Raw genomic sequence first — 16957 nt, forward strand, 5'->3', positions numbered from 1 at the left:
CGGCTGAGCCGCCCGCCCGGCGCCAGGGCGGCCGAGCCGACCGCCGGCCCGGCGTCAGGCCGCGCCCCACACGTCGGGGAACAGCCGCTTCCCCGCGGCGCGCCACAGGTAGGCGGGGCCTTCGGACCCGCCGGTGCCCCGCCGCCCGCCCAGGAAGCGCTCGGCGAGCCCGGCGTGCCTGGCCCGCCACACCACGAAGGCCTCGTCGAAGTCCAGCAGCGCCGCGCGGACCCGGATGACGCCGGCGTCCGCGTGCCCGCGGCGCTTCACCAACCGCTCGTAGGCGTCGGCGACCGACTGCTCCGTCAGCCGCCGCCGCAACCGGTCGCGCTCGGCCTCGCTGAAGCCCCGGGTGGACAGGGCCCGGGTGTCGCGCAGGCCGCAGGCGTACTCGATCTCGCGGAACTGCGCGGACTGGATGCCGCTGGCCGAGCCGAGCGCGGTGCGGATGCCCTCGAAGTCGGCGGGCGCGAGCGTGGTGAGCGCGTCGAACTGCGCCACCAGGACCCGCACCACCGAGGGCAGCCGCTCCAGCCACCCGGCCGCCGCGTCCGCCTCGTCGTCGCGCAGGGCGCGCGCCGCGGCGTCGAGGTGGCCCAGCACCAGGGCGAACCACAGCTCGCAGGCCTGGTGGGTCACCAGGAAGAACATCCGTTCCGGCGAGCCCTCGTGCACGTGCGCGGACGCCAGCAACGGCTCCAGCCGGAGGATGTCGCCGTACGCCTGGTCGGTGTGCGGTGCGTCGGACATGTCTGCCTATCCCCGTCCGTGTGAAGAGTCAGGTCAGGCGGGCCGAGACAGCGTCCTTCAGGACGAGCCGCCCGTCCGTGAAGCAGAGCCGGTGCACCGGGATGTCCGACTCGAAGAGGTCGCCGTTGCGCGTGCGGTAGTGCTCGCACCGGGAACCGGGTGGCGCGGCGGGACCGGCCACCTCGGTCACGGCCACCTGGCGCGCGGGCAGGAGCCCGGCGACGTCCGCGCGCGACTGGCCGAGCGCGAGGCTGTTGAAGGCGCCCGGGCCGAGGACCGTGTCGTCGGTGGTGTCGGCGAAGTAGGCCATCATCAGGCTGAGCAGCACCACGACGGCGGCCAGCGGCGGCGCCATGGCCGCCGTCAGACCACGGCTCCGGCGGGCCGGGACGTCGCTCACCGGCGGCGCCTTCGGCAGGTCGCGCCTGGTCCCCCCGGTGCGGGGGAACCAGGCGTGCACGACGAACCCGCCGTCCCGGGCGCCGGAGTCGAAGACGCCGCCGAGTTCGGCGGTGTGCTCGGCGAGCGCGGTCAACCCGCTGCCGCTGCCGCGCACGCGGTCCGGTCGCCCCGCGGGCGGCGCGCCGGTGTGGACGGTGACGTCCGTGCCGTCGGCCGCGGTGCGCAGGCGCACCCGCACCCGGGCGCCGGGCGCGTGCTTGCCGGCGTTGGTGAGCGCTTCGCGGACCACCAGGCGCACGGCCTGCTCCACCGGTTCGGGCAGGTCCTCCGCGCCGTCCCGGCGCAGCTCGACCGCCATGCCCGCCCGGCGCGCGGCGTCGACCATGGCCGCCGCGTCGTCGGGCACCGGCGCGCGAGCCGTCACGTCGTCGGTCCCGCCGTCGGCGCGCAGCACGCCGATCACGTCGTGCAGGCGCTCGACCGCGCCCTGCGCCACCTCGCGCAGTTCGCGCGCCAGCTCGCGCACCCGGTCGTCCTGGGAACCCGCCACCTCCAGCAGGCCCACGCGCATGGCGAGCAGGCTCAGGTCGTGGCCGAGCTGGTCGTGCATGTCCTGGGCGATGCGCCACCGCTCGCGCAGCCGGGCGCGCTCGGCGACCTCGCGCTGCCTGCGCTCCAGGTCCATCGCCCGCTGCCAGCCCGCGGCGGCCAGGTCGCCCTGCACCCGCCGGTGGCGGCCGATCAGCCAGGGGGTGATCGACAGCGTCAGCAGCGGCACGGTGCGCAGCGCGGTCCCGGCGTCGGGCAGGACGATCAGCGTCGCGGTGCCCGCCACGACGATCCCGGCGAAGGTGTAGAGCGCCTGCCGCTCACGGGCGTCGTTCCTGCCGACCAGGTAGGACAGTGCGAACAGGGCGGGGAAGAACCAGGCGTCGAGCACGCTCAGCGCGGCGACCGCGCCCAGCGCCACCGGCGGCAGCGCGCGGGCCAGCACGACGGCGGCGGCCAACGGCGCCAGGGCCGCGACCCGCCACTCCCAGGGCAGCGCCACGGGGCCGATCGGCGAGCCGAGCAGCACGAGGGCCGACAGCAGCGCCCAGAGCACCAGGTCGGCGACCACTGCCCGTCGATCCCGGTACCGCGCGGCGACTCCGATCACGGGCCCGACCCTACCGGCCCCCGGTCCGGGATCCGCGCACGCTGTGCGACCATGCAGGCGCACCGGGTCAGTGCGGGGAATCGGGGGGTGGCCGTGATCAGGGTGGTCCTGGCGGACGACGAGGCGAGCGTGCGCGCCACCGTGCGGGCGATCCTGGAGACGGACCCCGGTGTCGAGGTGCTGGCCGAGGCGGCCGACGGCCGCGCCGCGGTGGACCTCGTGCTGCGCCACCGGCCCGACGTGGTGCTGCTCGACGTGCGGATGCCCGAGCTGGACGGGCTGTCGGCCGCGGCGGAGATCCGCCGCAGCGCCTCCGCCACCGCCGTCGTCATCCTCACCACCTTCGGCGAGGACGACTACATCTCCCGCGCCCTCGGCGACGGCGCCAGCGGTTTCCTGCTCAAGGCGGGCGACCCGCGCGAGCTGCTGGCCGCGGTGCGCGCGGTCGCCGACGGCGCGGCGTTCCTGTCGCCCCGCGTGGCGAGGCGGGTCATCACCAGGCTCAGCGGTGACCGGCTCTCCAGGTCGGTCGTCGCCCGCAAGCTCACCGACCAGCTCACCGCCCGGGAGCGGGAGGTGCTGGCGCTGCTGGCCGCCGGCCGGTCCAACGCCGAGATCGCCAAGGCGCTGTCCCTGGTCGAGGGCACGGTGAAGACGCACGTGAGTTCCATCCTGAACCGGCTGGGGGTGCGCAACCGGGTGGAGGCCGCGATCCTGGGCTACGAGGCCCAGCTGGTCGACGGGGACCGGTGACGCGCGCATCACGACCCGTTCAGGAATCGCCGGAGCCTGCGCAGCCCCTCGGCCGTCGTGGCCTCGTCGCGCACCAGGTTGAAGCGCAGCCACCGCCTGCCCTCCGCGGGGTCGGCGAAGAACACCGTGCCGGGCGCGACGAGCAGGCCCGCTTCGGCCGCGAGCTTCCCCGCCAGCTCGTCGGAGGCCCAGCCGAGCCCGTCGACACCCGCGAGCAGGAACCAGCCGCCCTCGGGTTCGACCACCCGGAGCCCGAGTTCGCCCAACCCGGCGACCAGCTGCGCCCGCCGCGCCCGGGACTCCGCGGTCCCGCACGGCTCGCCGCCCGGTCCGGCGGTGGCGAGCGCCTGCTGGAGCGGCGTGGCGGCGCCCAGGGTGAGCCTGGCGTGGACGCCGCGCAGGGCGGCCGTCAGCCGCTCGCCCGCGACCGCGTACCCCAGCCGCCACCCCGGGACACCGCGCACCTTCGAGAAGCTGCCGACCACGACGGCGCGCTCACCCGGGCCGGTCAGCCCCAGCGGTGAGACGTGCTCCCTGCCGTCGAACGTGTACCGGTGGTAGACCTCGTCCGTCACGCACACCAGGTCCCGTTCCTCGCACAGCCGCAGCACGCCCTCGACCTCGGCCCGGGTGAACGAGCGCCCCGTGGGGTTGTGCGGCGTGTTCAGCAGGACCGCCCGGGTGCGCGCGGTGCACGCGGCGGCCAGCGCGTCCGGGTCGAGCGCCCAGCGGCGACCGACCAGCGGCACCGGCCGGACCACCGCGCCCGCCAGCACCACGGCGCCGGGGTGGTTCTCGAAGGCGGGGTCCGGCACCAGCACCTCGTCGCCGGCGTCGGTCACCGCCAGCAGCGCGGCCAGCACGCCCTCGGTCGCGCCGCAGGTGATCGTCACCTCGCGGTCCGGGTCGACCGGCACGCCGCGCTCGCGCGCGAGTTCGGCCGCGACCACCTCGCGCAGCGCGGGCAGGCCCGCCGGGTCGGTGTACTGGTGGGCGCCCGAGCGCAGCGCCTCGTGGGCCGCGTCCGACAGGTCGGGCGCGGGGCCGCTGGGCGGGATGCCGAGGGCCAGGTCGACCACGTCGGCGCCGGCGGCCCTGGCCAGCAGGTCGGGCAGGACGGGGGCGGGCAGGACCGCCGCCCGCCGGGAGATCATGCCGGGTCCCCGGCGGTGACCTCGTAGAAGGCGAAGCGGAACTCCACGTTGGGCTGGGCGTACACCCGCTCGCAGCGCAGGCCCGCGGCGGCGATGACGTCCAGCCAGGCCTGCCTGCCCTGCGGGAAGCCCTGCTTGGTGAGCACGTGCGCCAGGTAGTACTCGGCGTCGCCCGCGTTGATCTGGAGCTCGGGTTCGGCCAGCAGGAGCACGCGGCCGGGTTTGGCCGCCAGCAATGACCGGTACCGCGACAGCAGTTCGACCACCGCGTCCTCGCCGTCGCGGAACTGCTCGTGCAGCGCGCCCACGGCCAGGTAGAAGTCGCAGTCGGCCGCGGCGGCGGGCCAGGTGTCGGGCTGGAAGGCGTCCCCGACGACGAACCGGACGCGACCGCCGAGGTCGACCTCGGCGAGGCGGCGCTCGGCCAGCGCGATGGCGTCCTCGGCGATGTCCAGGCCGATGGCGCGGAACTCCGGGTCGGTCCGCGCCATGTGCAGGGCGAGGCCGCCGGTGCCGCAGCCGAGTTCGAGCACCGAGCGCGCGCCTCGGCGAGCCATCAGGTCCCCGAGCAGCCGGGCCAGGAAGCTGATCGTCATCGGCTCGCAGCGGCGGCCGAGGGCCTCGGTGTCGCGCTCGACGTCGACGCCGTAGTCGACCGTGCCGTCCAGCAGCCCGCCGATCCGCGCCAGGACCGGGCCGTAGGCCTCCACGTAGAAGCCGAGCAGTGATTCGCCCACCCGCGACAGCAGCACCGCCCCGCGGCCGGTGAGCCTCCACCGGCCGCCGTCCTCGCACCCCGGCGCGGGTTCGGCGCCCACCCACCGGATCCCGTCGGACTCGACGACGCCGCGGATCTCCAGGTAGCGCAGGACGTTGCGCACCAGGTGCGGCACCCCGCCGGCCGGCACCAGGTCGGCCAGCCCGGTCCAGTCCTCTTCGGACAGCCGCTGCGCGATGCCGGCCCGGCCCAGGCCGACCAGGGTCGAGGCGAGCACGTGCTGGGCCGCCAGGTCCGGGACGCCCTCGCCGACGACGGGCTTCCACACCGCCTGCACGGCCGGGTCCTCGACCAGCACAGCTTCCGGGATCGTCACGTGCGCCCCTCCAAGTCTCGGGTCGAGCGGGTCGAGCGGGTCGAGCGGGTCGAGCGGGTGAATCGGGTCAAGCGGGTCGAGCGGGTGGCATCGGGTCGAGCGGGTGGTTCACCGGCACGCGGCGCGGATGGCCGCGCCCGCCGCCCGGGTGTCGAGGTCGCCCCCGAGGTCCGGGGTGCAGCGCGCCGCCTCCACGGTCTCCCGGACCGCCGCGCGCAGCGACCGCGCGGGCCCGGCGTGCCCGAGCCGGTCGAGCAGCAGCGCCGCGCTGAGCACCGCGCCCACCGGGTTGGCCAGCCCGGTGCCCGCGATGTCCGGCGCGCTGCCGTGCACCGGCTCGTACAGGCCGGCGCCGGTCTCGGGGTTGAGGTTGGCGGACGCGGCGCAGCCCAGTCCCCCGCCGACCTCGGCGGCGAGGTCGCTGAGGATGTCGCCGTAGGAGTTGTTGGTGACGATCACGTCGAACGAGTCGGGGTCGCGCACCAGCCGCATCGCCGCCACGTCCACGTACAGGTGGCGGGTCTCCAGGTCGGGCCGGGTCCGCCGCTCCCTGTCCCAGCAGCGCTGCCAGAGGCCTCCCCCGCTCTCCACGGCGTTGGCCTTGTCCACCATGCACACCGAGCGGGTCGCCGCCGACAGCGCGAACCTCAGCACCCGCGTGACGCCCGAGTGCGTGCTGACCTCGGTGTCGACCGCGACCTCGGCGTCGGTCCCGGGGCGCAGGGCGCCGCCGATCCCGGCGTAGAGGCCCTCGGTGTTCTCCCGCACGATCGCGCAGTCGATGCCCCGGCGGGTCGGGTCGCGCAGCGGGCTGAGCCTGTCGTGCAGCAGCCGCACCGGGCGGTAGTTGGCGTAGAGGTCGAGTTCGAAGCGCATCCGCAGCAGGACACCGCGCCCGTACGCCGGGTCGGGCACCGACGGGTGGCCGATCGCGCCCACCAGCACGCCGTCGGCCGCGCGCACCCGGTCGAAGTCGGCGTCGGTCATCGCGGCGCCGCGCTCGCGGTAGGTCCGCGCGTTGATCCCGTCCAGCACGTCGAAGTCGATCCCCAACCCGAGCTCGTCGACGGCGGCCACCGCCTCGGCGACGACCTCGGGTCCGATGCCGTCGCCGGGGACGACCGCGACGGTCGTCACCGGACCCCTGCCGTGCCCGGCGCCAGCCAGTGGGGCCGTCCTCGCTCGTACGCGGCGATGGCGTCCTCGTGGGACAGCGTCAGGTCGATCTCGTCGAGGCCGTTGAGCAGCAGCCACCGGGCGTGCCCGTCCACGTCGAACGACCACCGCCGCTCGCCCAGCCGGACCTCCAGCCCGACGAGGTCGACGGTGACCAACAGCGCCGGGTCGGCCTCGACGGCCGAGCGCACCTCGGTGACCGCTGCGGTGGGCAGTCGGACCGTGAGCAGGCCGTTCTTGAGGGCGTTGCGCTCGAAGATGTCGCCGAACCCCTCGGCGACGACCACGGCGAAACCCCAGTCGCGCAAGGCCCACACCGCGGGCTCGCGCGAGCTGCCGGTGCCGAAGTTGCGCTCGGCGACCAGGACGGTGGCCCCGGCGTAGCGGGACTGGTTCAGGACGAAGTCCTCGTCCTGCCGCCACTGCGCGAACAACCCGGGCGCGAACCCGGTCTTGGTCAGCCTCCGGCAGTAGTCGCTGGGGATGATCTGGTCGGTGTCGACGTCGCTGCGGGCCAGCGGGACGGCGGTGCCGGTGTGCTCGGTCAGCGGGAGCACGGTTCCTCCAGGTCGGCGGGCGCGGCCAGGCGGCCGAGCACGGCGGTGGCCGCCGCCGTGGCGGGCGACACCAGGTGCGTGCGCGCCCGGGGTCCCTGCCTGCCCTCGTAGTTGCGGTTGGACGTCGACGCGCACCGCCGTTCGCCGCGCACCCGGTCGGCGTTCATGCCCAGGCACATCGAGCACCCGGAGAACCGCCAGGAGGCGCCCGCGGCGGTGAACACCTCGTGCAGGCCCTCGGCCTCCGCCTGCGCGCGCACCGCCATCGAGCCGGGCACCACCAGCATCTCGGTGCCGGGCGCGAGCTTGCGGCCCCGCAGGACGTCGGCCGCCGCGCGCAGGTCCTCGACCCTGCCGTTGGTGCAGGAACCCAGGAACACCATGTCGATGGGGATGTCGCGCATGGGCGTCCCGGGGCGCAGGTCCATGTAGCGCAGGGCGCGCCGGGCGCTGTCGCGCTCGGGTTCGGAGGAGAACGAGTCCGGCTCGGGCACCACCTCGGACAGAGGGACGGCCTGACCCGGGTTGGTGCCCCAGGTGACGAACGGGGTCAGCCCGGAGACGTCCAGGCGGACGGTGCGGTCGAACACCGCGCCCTCGTCGGTGGTGTGCGCGCGCCAGTGCGCCAGCGCGTCCTCCCAGGCGGTCCCGGTCGGCGCGCGTTCGGCGCGCTCCAGGTAGGCGAAGGTCGTGTCGTCCGGGGCGATCATCCCGGCCCGCGCGCCCGCCTCGACGCTGAGGTTGCACATGGTCATGCGGGCTTCCATGGACAGCTCGCGCACCGGGTCGCCGCGGTACTCGATGACGTGCCCCGCCGCGTCGTTGGCGCCGACCTCGGCCAGCAGCGCCAGCATCATGTCCTTCGCGGTGACGCCGGCGGGCGCCCGCCCGGTGAACTCGACGGCCATCGTCCTCGGCCTGCGCAGCGCCAGCGTCTGGGTGGCCAGCACGTGTTCGAGGTCGGTGGTGCCGATGCCGAAGGCGAGCGCGCCGAACGCGCCGTGCGTGGAGGTGTGGCTGTCGCCGCACACCACGGTCATGCCGGGGTGCACCACCCCCAGCTCCGGGGCGATCACGTGCACCACGCCCTGGGCGCGGTCGCCGTGGCGGAAGAGCTCGATGCCGTGCTCGGCGCAGTTGCGGCGCAGGGTCTCCAGCTGCTCGACGCTGATCGGGTCGGTGATCCGCAGGGTGTGCGTGGGGACGTTGTGGTCCTCGACGGCCAGGGTCAGCCCCGGCGCGCGCACCCGGCGCCCCGCGGTCCGCAGCCCGTCGAAGGCCTGCGAGGAACTGGCCTCGTGCACCAGGTGCAGGTCGATGTAGATCAGGTCGGCGCCGTCGCCCGCGGTCGTGACGACGTGGGCGTCCCAGACCTTCTGCGCCATCGTCCGCGGCGTCACGAGCGCGTCACCGCCTCCAGCTCGGCGGCCACCCGCGCGCGCAGCGCGTCGAGTTCGTCGCACTCGGCGCCCGCGCGGGCCGCGACCAGCTCCTGGTACAGCCGTTCGACCAGCTCGTCGTCGTCGGCCCGGCCGAGGTCGACGAGGAGGTGGCGCACGATCGCGCGGCCGGAGTGCCTGCCGACCAGCAGCCGCCGCCGCCTGCCGAACCGGGCCGGGTCGACGAGTTCGTAGGTGGCCGGGTTCTGGAGGATGCCGTGCTGGTGGATGCCCGCCTGGGTGGCGAAGGCGTTGTCCCCGAAGACGGCCTTGTTCCTCGGCGTCCGGAGGCCGATGGTCTCCGCGAGCCGCAGGTACGAGTCGTAGAGCCGGTCGAGGGCGATGCCGGTGGAGAGACCGAGGCCGTCGCCCTTGACCGCGAGCACCGCCGCCACCTCCTCCAGCGGGGTGTTGCCGGAGCGCTCGCCGATGCCCGCGAGGGTGGTCTGCACCTCGTCCGCGCCCGCGAGCACGGCCGCCAGGGCGTTGGCCAGCGACAGGCCGAGGTCGTCGTGGCAGTGCGTGGAGAGCGTGATGTCGGCGGGCAGCCACCGGCGCGCCGCGGCGAAGAGCGACGCGTACTCGTCGGGGGTCGCCGACCCGGTCGTGTCCGCCATGCCGATGGTGGTGGCCCCCGCCTCGACCGCGTCGCAGACCAGGGCCTTGACGAAGTCGCGGTCGGCGCGGCTGGCGTCCTCCACGCAGAAGGCGATGTCGGTCGCGCCCAGCGACTTCGCGTACCCCACGGCGTCGCGGCCCTCGGCGCGCGCCTGCTCGCGGGTGATGCCGCGCTTGTGCTCCAGGTGCAGGTCGCTGCCGGTGCCGCAGACGGCGACCTGGTGGCGGGGGTGGATGCCCGCGGCGGCCGCCGACGCGTCGATGTCCTGGCGCGAGCACCGGTTGAAGGTGGAGAACCGGGCGGTGGTCAAGGCGTTGGCGACCAGTCCCGCGGCCACGAAGTCCGCCGGGGACGACGCGGGGAACCCCACCTCGATCACGTCCGCGCCGAAGGCCTCGGACTCCAACGCGTAGCGCAGCTTGTCCTCCGGGGACATCGCGTTGCCCGGCGCCTGTTCGCCGTCGCGCAGGGTGGCGTCGAAGACCGCGATCCTCCTGGGCTGGCACTCGTTGTTGCCGCTCACTCGGCCCTCCGTCCCGGCGGTTCGCCGAACCGCCAGCAGTGCTCGGTGTCTGCCCCCGCCGGTCTCATCCCAGCGCACCCCGCGGTCGCGCACCACGCCTTTAAGGCAGCTGCGAAACTCGCTGCCCGACCGGCACCGGCGGGGGTGACGCGAAGTCCTCCCCCAGCAGCGCGATGCCGAGCGTGGTGATGCAGTGCACGACGGTGTTGCGGTGCCTGCGGGTGGTGATCAGCCGGGCCTCGCGCAGCACACCGGTGTGCTGGCTGACGCAGGCCGGTGAGATGCCGAGGAGCTGGGCCAGCTCGCCGGTCGTGCAGCCGGTCCTGGTCTCGCGCAGCAGGCGCGCCCTGGTGCGGCCGACCAGCGGCCCCAGGGACTCGCGCACGAGCGCGCGGGTGCCCCACAGGCCCGCGGCGGCGTCGGCGGTGGGCGTCGCGGAGAACGCGAGCGCCACCTGCCCGTCGCAGGACAGGGGGCCGACCAGCACGGCGGGCCTGCCGGTGAGGAACAGCGACGGCGCGAGCACGATGCCCGCGCCCCCGAGTTCGACGTCCTCGTCGTCGTCGGAGGGCACCTCCAGCACCGGCGGGCACCAGCGGATCGCCGGGTGCAGCGTGGCGAGCAGGCTCGCCACGCCCCCCGCGAGGAGCGTGCGCCCGTGCGCGTCGCGCTCGCCCGCGAGGTAGGCGCTGATGCCCGGCCAGTACGGCTGGATCGCCCGCCGGTCGAGTTCGCGCACCACGGCGGGCAGCACGTCGCGGGCCGCGCCGGTGCGGGCGGTGCCCGCGGCGTCGCCCACCAGCCGCACCAGGTCGGCGATGCGCACCGACCTGGCCGCGCCCTGCACGGCGTCGTGGTGCGCGCCCAGGTGCACGGCGAGCCGGTGGTGCCACGGCCCGAAGTGGGCGGCAGCCCCCCTGGCGATCATGCCCAGCGCGAAGACCGCCTCGGCCTCGTGCCCGAGGGTGCTGACGACGTGGATCCTGGCCAGGTCCTCGGCGTTGAAGTGGATCCGCTGCACGTTACCTCCCCGATCCGGCACAGCGATGGGCGGTGGCGCCGCACGGCGCGTCACCGGAGGGTTGTCGGGGGCGTCAGCCGGCGGGCCGCGCCCAGCGGAGGCCGTCCGCCGAGGGCACCAGGCCCCCCTGGAACAACGGGGTCTGCGGACCGCTGTCCTCCCCGAGTTCGGCCAGCGCCTGCAACTGGGCGCCTTCCTGGAGGGACGCGCTCACGACCTTGGCGCGCAGCAGCGGGTTGGCGTCCTCGCCGCCGTCGGCCGCGGCGGCGACCGCCTCGGCCAGGCCGCCGGCCGGGACGCGGACCCCGCTGTCGCCGGAGGCGATCCCCCCGACCAGCTCGACGAACGCCTCGCTCTCGGACGCCTGGGCCCCGGTGATCCGCTTGGCGTTCCAGAAGTAGGAGTCGCGTTCCTGGTGCAGGTCGTAGAAGGCCACCAGGAACTCGTGGAACAGGCCGAACTCGCGGCGGTAGCGGGCCTCGAACTCGCCGAACGCGAGGTCCTCGGGCAGGTCGCCCGCGAGCGCGCTGTTGAGGGACCGGGCGGCGAGCAGACCGCTGTAGGTCGCGAGGTGGACGCCGGAGGAGAACACCGGGTCGATGAAGCACGCCGCGTCGCCGACCAGGGCCATGCCCGGTCGCCAGAACGCCTCCTTGTCGTAGGAGTAGTCCTTCCGCACGCGGATCCGGTCATAGGGCGCCTCGGTGGCGCGCGGCGTCCCGGCGAGCATCTCGGCGACGATCGGGCAGCGGTCGATGGCCGCCAGCCAGCCGCGCTCCGGGTCGGCCTGGACGTCGCCCGCGCGGTCGGCGGCGAGCACGACGCCGACGCTGGTCAGGTCGTCGCGCAGCGGGATGTACCAGATCCAGCCCTCGTCGAAGGCGACGGAGAAGATGTTGCCGCTGTTGGGGCTGGGCAGCCGTCGCCCACCCGCGAAGTAGCCGAACACGGCGATGTTGCGGAAGTGCGGCGAGTACTGCCGCGGTCCCCCGACTTCGCGGTGCAGCCTGCTCGTGTTCCCGGAGGCGTCGATCGTGTGCCGCGCGCGCACCACGACGTCGGCGCCGCCCGGATCGGTGTACTCGACACCCACCACCCGGTCGCCCTCGGTCAGCACGCGGCGGACCGCGCACCCCTCGCGGACCTCGGCGCCTTCCGCCGCGGCGTTGCGCAGCAGGATTTCGTCGAACCGCGCGCGCTCGACCTGGTAGGCGTAGGAGGTGGGGCCCGCCATGCGCGGGGAGAGGGCGAACGAGAAGTCCCAGGGTTCCGGGGAGGCGCCCCACTTGAACGTGCCGCCGCGCTTGCGCGGGAAACCCGCGTCCGCCAGTTCGTCGGCGACGCCGAGGATGCGGCAGACGCCGTGCACCGTGGCGGGCAGGAGGGACTCCCCGATCTGGTACCGGGGGTGGTGGTCCCGTTCCAGGAGCAGCACCCGGTGGCCCTGCCTCGCGACCAGCGCGGCGGTCGTCGACCCGCTGGGCCCACCGCCCACGACGACGACGTCGAAATTCTCTTCCCGGTCTCCGCCCGCCATGCTCCCTCAATTCCCGGTATCCGCAATCACAGGCATTAGCCACATCGCGGCCTTGCCCCACGAGCGGGCCGAAGAGGATCGACAATCACCGACCACAAGAATGTTAATGGCCCTCACACGCCGGCTTCCCGACCGGTGCGAACCACGACCTGGCCTCCATTGACCGGGCCCATCTTGCAAGAGCTTCCGCGAAGGTGTCAAGCAACCCGAAGTATCGGCCGTATGGCGTATCCGAGGTGGTTCAACCGGCACCTCGCCCGTGAAGTCGCCCAGGGACGTCCAACGCCTCCGACAAGCGGAGGAGGCGGGAAACCACCGTCTACCGACCGAGTTTGCCGCGCACCGGCCGAAGTGCCCCTCGAATCGGCTCCGACCGCTCCCACCTCCTCCGGACCCAGGGACTCAATAAAGCGAAGGCGGTCACCCGGCCCCGGAAAAAGGACCAGAGGAGAACATCGGACACCAATGCAACGCGTTGCGCCCCGGGCACCCGGCCGACACCGCGGCGGTCGGCACGTCGAGACACCGGGTGGGATTCCGGCGAAAGCGCGTGCGATCCACGCACAAGAGCCAGGACACCCTGGCACCGGTAGTCGCACCACCGGAAAGGCGAAGCCCCGCAGTCGAGCGGATCACGGGTCTTCGCCTTCCCCGGGAGGAAGCGAATGCCCGCCGAACGCGGCCCCGCACCCCGGCGGCGCGATCCCGGAGCGACGGCCGGCCGTTTTCCGCACCGGCGAATCCCGGCCTCGCCCCGTCGACGCGTTCCCCTGATCCCGCCGAAAGACCGGAATCGGGAGAACGTGAACTACGTGCGGCACGACGACCAGGGGAAGAAACACCGACCTCACCCCGGAACCCGACCGCCAGGGTGAACGCCGATTCTCGCCATCGGGGCGCGCTGCCGCCCGCGGCCCGCCGCCGCACTCGTGGTCCCCGGCCGGCACATCACGGGATCACGGAACCCGGGGGCCCATTCCCACCACCGCGGTGATACACCGATCCCGGACCGGGTCACCACGCGCGCAAGTCGACCCACGCCCCCTCACCGCCATTCGACACAGGAACGTGGTCGGCTCGGAACTGCCTCCCGGGATCCTCGTTCCGTTTCGCGTTCACGCTCCCCGCCGGCCGGCGAATCCGCTCGCCGGCACACGAGCGCGGACGGGACCGGATCCGCCGCACCGCGGCCCGGACCCGATCGACCGGGGCGCAGCGCCGTCGACGGGCGCCCCGTTCACCGCTCCGACCGCGACTCCGGTCCGGCCGGGGCGCAGCGGGCAGGGGTCGACACCGCCCCCTCGACCTCGACCACACGGGCCGCCTTCGGAGTCAACCCCCGGACGTAGGGTCGGCGACGCTCACGTTGAGTTGACCGCAGGTCTCGTCGCACTACCCCAATTGGGGTTCTTCCGCGTCACCTTGCCCCGTCAACACCACTGTCGAGCCATCTTCTGACGCGAATGGGCGACTTGACCGCGGTTGGTGGGCTGAATCTTGATCTTTGCGGTCGCGGCCGGCGCGGTGGACGACCGCGTTCGCCCCGGCATCGTCGACAACCGCCGGACCCGCAGCCGTTCGAATCGCGACCCCGGCGTCCGGACCGCACTTCCCGGGTCGACCGACGAGGCGGTGGGCCCGGCGACCGCCGGCGGAATTCCGAGGGGCTTTTTCCCAGCGGCCCGGAGCAGTCGGGCGGAGTGGCGGAACGGGGAGGGCGGGAGGGTGCGCGCGTGCCTCCCGCGCGACGACGAAACGGCGGTGGAGTCGACCCGGAGGGCGGTGTTCGCCGGATCGGTGGCGACAGCCGCTCGCGAACTCCTCGGCGCGGTCGCCGATCACGTGCGAACGCGCCGCGGTCTCACGTCCTTTAGCGGAGCCGGTCGACGCCGGGTGCCGCACCCGATTGCTCCGCGGACGAGCCGCGGCCGCCTTTCCGGCAAGACCGTATTCCACTCGACCACGGCGCCGATTCGAACTCCCGGCCATCCTGTGATCCGCTCCCGCGCAGGACCGCCGACAAGGCGGATCCCTCGTTCGGGCGATGGTGGAACACCCCGCCCCGGATCGTCCCGTTCGGTCGCGTGCGGACCGGGGAACCAGGTCTTCTTCCCCGCGAGAACCGGAGGGATCCGGACCCGGATCGCCGCACAACGGCAGCAGCCGTCACAACACCCGCCCATGAGCGGAAAGGCCGTGCCGCCGGCACATCGCACCGGGCGCGGATCACGACTCCGCCGAGCGGATGAGCGGATCGACCGAGACCGCCGTGGTGACCACCGGTCGATCACGAACCGGCGCCGTTCCCCCGACCGGGTCGACGCGAATTCCGGAGAACGAGGCCCTGGTCACCCACCCGCGAATCGGCCACCGGGACGACGGGAACCGGTCGGGAGGCGCATTCCGGGTGCGACCGCGTCCCGGAACGGTCGGCGCGGGCGGACCCGCGCCGAATCGGCCGATGCGATCCCCGAAGGCGCGGAGTTCTTCCCCTGCCGCCGGTGCCCGGCAGGGGAAGACCCCGATCGGGCGCGGGCATTTCCCGGGCGTCCCGACCGCCGCCCGGGTTCACCGGCCGCCCCGGATCCCGGTCAGGCGTCGCGGCGCTTGAGGAGCACCCCGCCCGCGACTACGGCGACGACCGCCCACGCCACGAGCACCGCGACCGCGGTGCCCGGTCCGTACGGTTCCACGGCCCGGTCGATCAGGTACCCGCCCGCCGACAGCGGCAGGTACTGGCCCATGGTGTTGAGGATGGCGCTGTCCACGGCCTGGAACGCGGCGGGCAGGCCGAACACCGCCAGCAGGGCGATCGCGAAGGTGCCCGCGGTGCTGCGGATCATGAAGCCGAGCCCCATGCTGAACACGCCGAGCGAGGTCAGGTAGACGGTGACCGCGAGGACGTCGCGCACGACGTCGTCGACGCCGCCGCTGCGGTACGGGCCGAGCGCGATCCAGGCGATGCCGTCCCCGAGCAGGCCGAACACGATCCCGGTCGCCGCGCACACGACGGTGACCACCGTCGTCTTGGCCGCGATCATCCGAACCCGCTTCGGCACCCACTGGAGGGTCGAGCGGATGCTGCCGGTCTGGTACTCCGAGCACACGGCGATGATCGCCAGCGCGATGATGGCGAACTGCACCAGCTGCAACCCGGAGACGCCCACGCTGCCCACCGGGACCGAGCCGGGTTGGCCGTTCTCGGCCTGGACCTGGAGCCGGGTGGCCAGCGCGATCACGGCGGTGAAGGCCGCCAGCAGCAGCGTGGAGGCGATCAGGGTCCACCACGTCGACCGCAGCGTCCAGAACTTGCTCCACTCCGACGACACCGCGCCGGGGAACCCACCGCCGCGCGGGGTGGGCAGCTCGGCGTTCGACGCCCTGGGCCGCGCGCGCCCCGCCAGGGGAACGAGGTTGTCCGTCATGTTCAGACCTGCGCTTCCGTGTTCGCGGCGCCCCTGGACGGCGCGCCGTACTCGACGCTGGCGCCGGTGATCTCCATGTAGGCCTCCTCCAACGAGGCTTCGACGACCCGCAGCTCGTGCAGCCGCACGCCCTCCTGGAAGGCGAGGTCGCCGATCTCGGCGACGGCGCTGCCCGCGACGGTGACGCTGTCGGCGGTCTCTGCGGTGACGGTGAACGAGTGGCGCAGCAGCTGCTCGCGCAGCCGGTCGAGGTGGGCGGGATCGGGCACCCGCACCCGCACGGCGGTGGCGGAGCTGTTGCCGATGATCGACTCGATCGGCCCCTCGGCGATGAGCTTGCCCTTGCCGATGACGACCAGGTGGTCGGCGGTCAGCTGCATCTCGCTCATCAGGTGGCTGGACACGAAGACCGTCCGGCCCTCGCCGGCCAGCTCGCGCACCAGCTCGCGGACCCAGCGCACGCCGTCCGGGTCGAGGCCGTTGACCGGCTCGTCGAGGATGAGGATGTCCGGGTCGCCCAGCAGCGCGCCGGCGATGCCCAGCCGCTGCCCCATGCCGAGGGAGAACGCGCCCGCCCTCTTGCGCGCCACCTTCTCCAGGCCGACGATCTCCAGCACCTCGTCGACCCGGGACAGGGGGATGCCGTTGCTGCGGGCCATCGCGATCAGGTGGCTGCGGGCCCGGCGGCCGGGGTGCAGCGACTTCGCGTCGAGCAGGGCGCCCACGCGCCGCAGCGGGTGGCTCAGCGCCGCGTAGGGCTTCCCGTCGATCAACGCCCGGCCCCCGGACGGGCTGTCGAGCCCGAGGATCATGCGCATGGTGGTGGACTTGCCGGAACCGTTGGGTCCCAGGAAGCCGGTGACCCGTCCCGGGGCGATCTCCAGGTTCAGGTCGTCTACTGCCACGGTGTCCCCGTAGCGCTTCGTCAGCCCGCTCAGCGTGATCAAGGAAGCCCTCCGTCGGTGGTGTCGTGATCGAGGTTAGGGACTGCCGACGGCCGGTCCATCGGTCGTAAGCAGCAGGCGACCGGCACTTTCGACAGAGACCGTTCGGGTGATCAACAACGCCGACGGCCCCGACGGCGCGGTGCCGTCGGGGCCGTCGCGGCCTCCTGAGCGGGGCGTTCAGTCGGCCGCCGTCTTCTCCATCGCCTCGACCAGGCTGCGCGGGCGCATGTCGGTCCAGGTGCGCTCGACGAAGTCCAGGCAGGTCTGCCGGTCGGTTTCCTGGAGCGCCACCGACCACCCTGCGGGCACCTCGGCGAAGGTCGGCCACAGCGAGTACTGCCCCTCGTCGTTGACGAGCACGGCGTACCGGCCATCGGGGTCCTCGAACGGGTTGCTCACCG

The 16957-nt window shown here is 73.9% G+C and carries 14 protein-coding genes; 1 reads left to right on the plus strand and 13 read right to left on the minus strand.

Annotated features, from left to right (window positions below; genetic code table 11):
• Positions 1-54: 54 nt before the first annotated feature.
• On the minus strand, positions 55-750 hold the full coding sequence (locus ABD223_RS30565; protein ID WP_344040079.1) for a tryptophan 2,3-dioxygenase family protein: 696 nt from the start codon (positions 748-750) through the stop codon (positions 55-57).
• Between the two features lie 28 nt (positions 751-778).
• Positions 779-2311, minus strand: coding sequence for a sensor histidine kinase (locus tag ABD223_RS30570; RefSeq protein ID WP_344040080.1), 1533 nt, complete (start codon positions 2309-2311; stop codon positions 779-781).
• Positions 2312-2404: 93 nt separating this feature from the next.
• On the opposite strand from ABD223_RS30570, the gene ABD223_RS30575 reads away from it, so the two are divergent.
• Positions 2405-3064: a response regulator gene (locus tag ABD223_RS30575; RefSeq protein WP_344040081.1), complete on the plus strand. Its 660-nt coding sequence runs from the start codon at positions 2405-2407 to the stop codon at positions 3062-3064.
• Between the two features lie 8 nt (positions 3065-3072).
• Here ABD223_RS30575 and ABD223_RS30580 read toward each other — a convergent pair whose 3' ends face one another.
• From ABD223_RS30580 to ABD223_RS30630, 11 genes are all read right to left on the minus strand, one after another.
• The gene (locus ABD223_RS30580) at positions 3073-4218 is read right to left on the minus strand and encodes a pyridoxal phosphate-dependent aminotransferase (protein ID WP_344040082.1); all 1146 of its coding nucleotides are present in this window, start codon (positions 4216-4218) and stop codon (positions 3073-3075) included.
• Positions 4215-5312, minus strand: a complete 1098-nt coding sequence (locus ABD223_RS30585) for an SAM-dependent methyltransferase (RefSeq protein WP_344040083.1) — start codon at positions 5310-5312, stop codon at positions 4215-4217. Before ABD223_RS30585 ends, ABD223_RS30580 begins: the two co-directional genes overlap by 4 nt.
• Before the next feature lie 108 nt (positions 5313-5420).
• Positions 5421-6449, minus strand: coding sequence for an isocitrate/isopropylmalate dehydrogenase family protein (locus tag ABD223_RS30590; protein WP_344040084.1), 1029 nt, complete (start codon positions 6447-6449; stop codon positions 5421-5423).
• Positions 6446-7045, minus strand: coding sequence for a 3-isopropylmalate dehydratase small subunit (leuD, locus tag ABD223_RS30595; RefSeq protein ID WP_344040085.1), 600 nt, complete (start codon positions 7043-7045; stop codon positions 6446-6448). The genes ABD223_RS30590 and leuD overlap by 4 nt, the downstream gene beginning before the upstream one ends.
• Positions 7033-8430 carry a 3-isopropylmalate dehydratase large subunit gene (gene leuC / locus ABD223_RS30600; protein ID WP_344040114.1) on the minus strand — a complete coding sequence of 466 codons (1398 nt, stop codon included), beginning with the start codon at positions 8428-8430 and terminating at the stop codon, positions 7033-7035. Before leuC ends, leuD begins: the two co-directional genes overlap by 13 nt.
• A gap of 11 nt (positions 8431-8441) precedes the next feature.
• Positions 8442-9626 (minus strand): LeuA family protein, encoded by a 1185-nt coding sequence (locus ABD223_RS30605; protein ID WP_344040086.1) that lies wholly within the window; start codon positions 9624-9626, stop codon positions 8442-8444.
• Between the two features lie 100 nt (positions 9627-9726).
• Positions 9727-10647, minus strand: coding sequence for an ArsR/SmtB family transcription factor (locus tag ABD223_RS30610; protein ID WP_344040087.1), 921 nt, complete (start codon positions 10645-10647; stop codon positions 9727-9729).
• A 73-nt stretch (positions 10648-10720) separates the two neighbouring features.
• Positions 10721-12184 carry an FAD-dependent oxidoreductase gene (locus ABD223_RS30615; RefSeq protein ID WP_344040088.1) on the minus strand — a complete coding sequence of 488 codons (1464 nt, stop codon included), beginning with the start codon at positions 12182-12184 and terminating at the stop codon, positions 10721-10723.
• Positions 12185-14775: 2591 nt separating this feature from the next.
• The gene (locus ABD223_RS30620) at positions 14776-15609 is read right to left on the minus strand and encodes a hypothetical protein (protein WP_344040089.1); all 834 of its coding nucleotides are present in this window, start codon (positions 15607-15609) and stop codon (positions 14776-14778) included.
• Positions 15610-15611: 2 nt separating this feature from the next.
• A complete protein-coding gene (locus ABD223_RS30625; protein ID WP_344040090.1) occupies positions 15612-16556 on the minus strand; it encodes an ABC transporter ATP-binding protein in 945 nt (314 codons plus the stop codon).
• A gap of 177 nt (positions 16557-16733) precedes the next feature.
• Positions 16734-16955, minus strand: a complete 222-nt coding sequence (locus tag ABD223_RS30630; protein WP_344040091.1) for an MbtH family protein — start codon at positions 16953-16955, stop codon at positions 16734-16736.
• Between the last annotated feature and the right edge of the window lie 2 nt (positions 16956-16957).

Source organism: Saccharothrix xinjiangensis (assembly GCF_039527585.1).
Taxonomy (GTDB): domain Bacteria; phylum Actinomycetota; class Actinomycetes; order Mycobacteriales; family Pseudonocardiaceae; genus Actinosynnema; species Actinosynnema xinjiangensis.

Excerpts from the sequence above, each read along its gene's own strand:
- ABD223_RS30565 (WP_344040079.1), bottom strand. The coding sequence starts at position 750 with ATGTCCGACGCACCGCACACCGACCAGGCGTACGGCGACATCCTCCGG.
- ABD223_RS30580 (WP_344040082.1), bottom strand. The coding sequence starts at position 4,218 with ATGATCTCCCGGCGGGCGGCGGTCCTGCCCGCCCCCGTCCTGCCCGAC.
- leuC (WP_344040114.1), bottom strand. The coding sequence starts at position 8,430 with ATGGCGCAGAAGGTCTGGGACGCCCACGTCGTCACGACCGCGGGCGAC.
- ABD223_RS30615 (WP_344040088.1), bottom strand. The coding sequence starts at position 12,184 with ATGGCGGGCGGAGACCGGGAAGAGAATTTCGACGTCGTCGTCGTGGGC.
- ABD223_RS30620 (WP_344040089.1), bottom strand. The coding sequence starts at position 15,609 with ATGACGGACAACCTCGTTCCCCTGGCGGGGCGCGCGCGGCCCAGGGCG.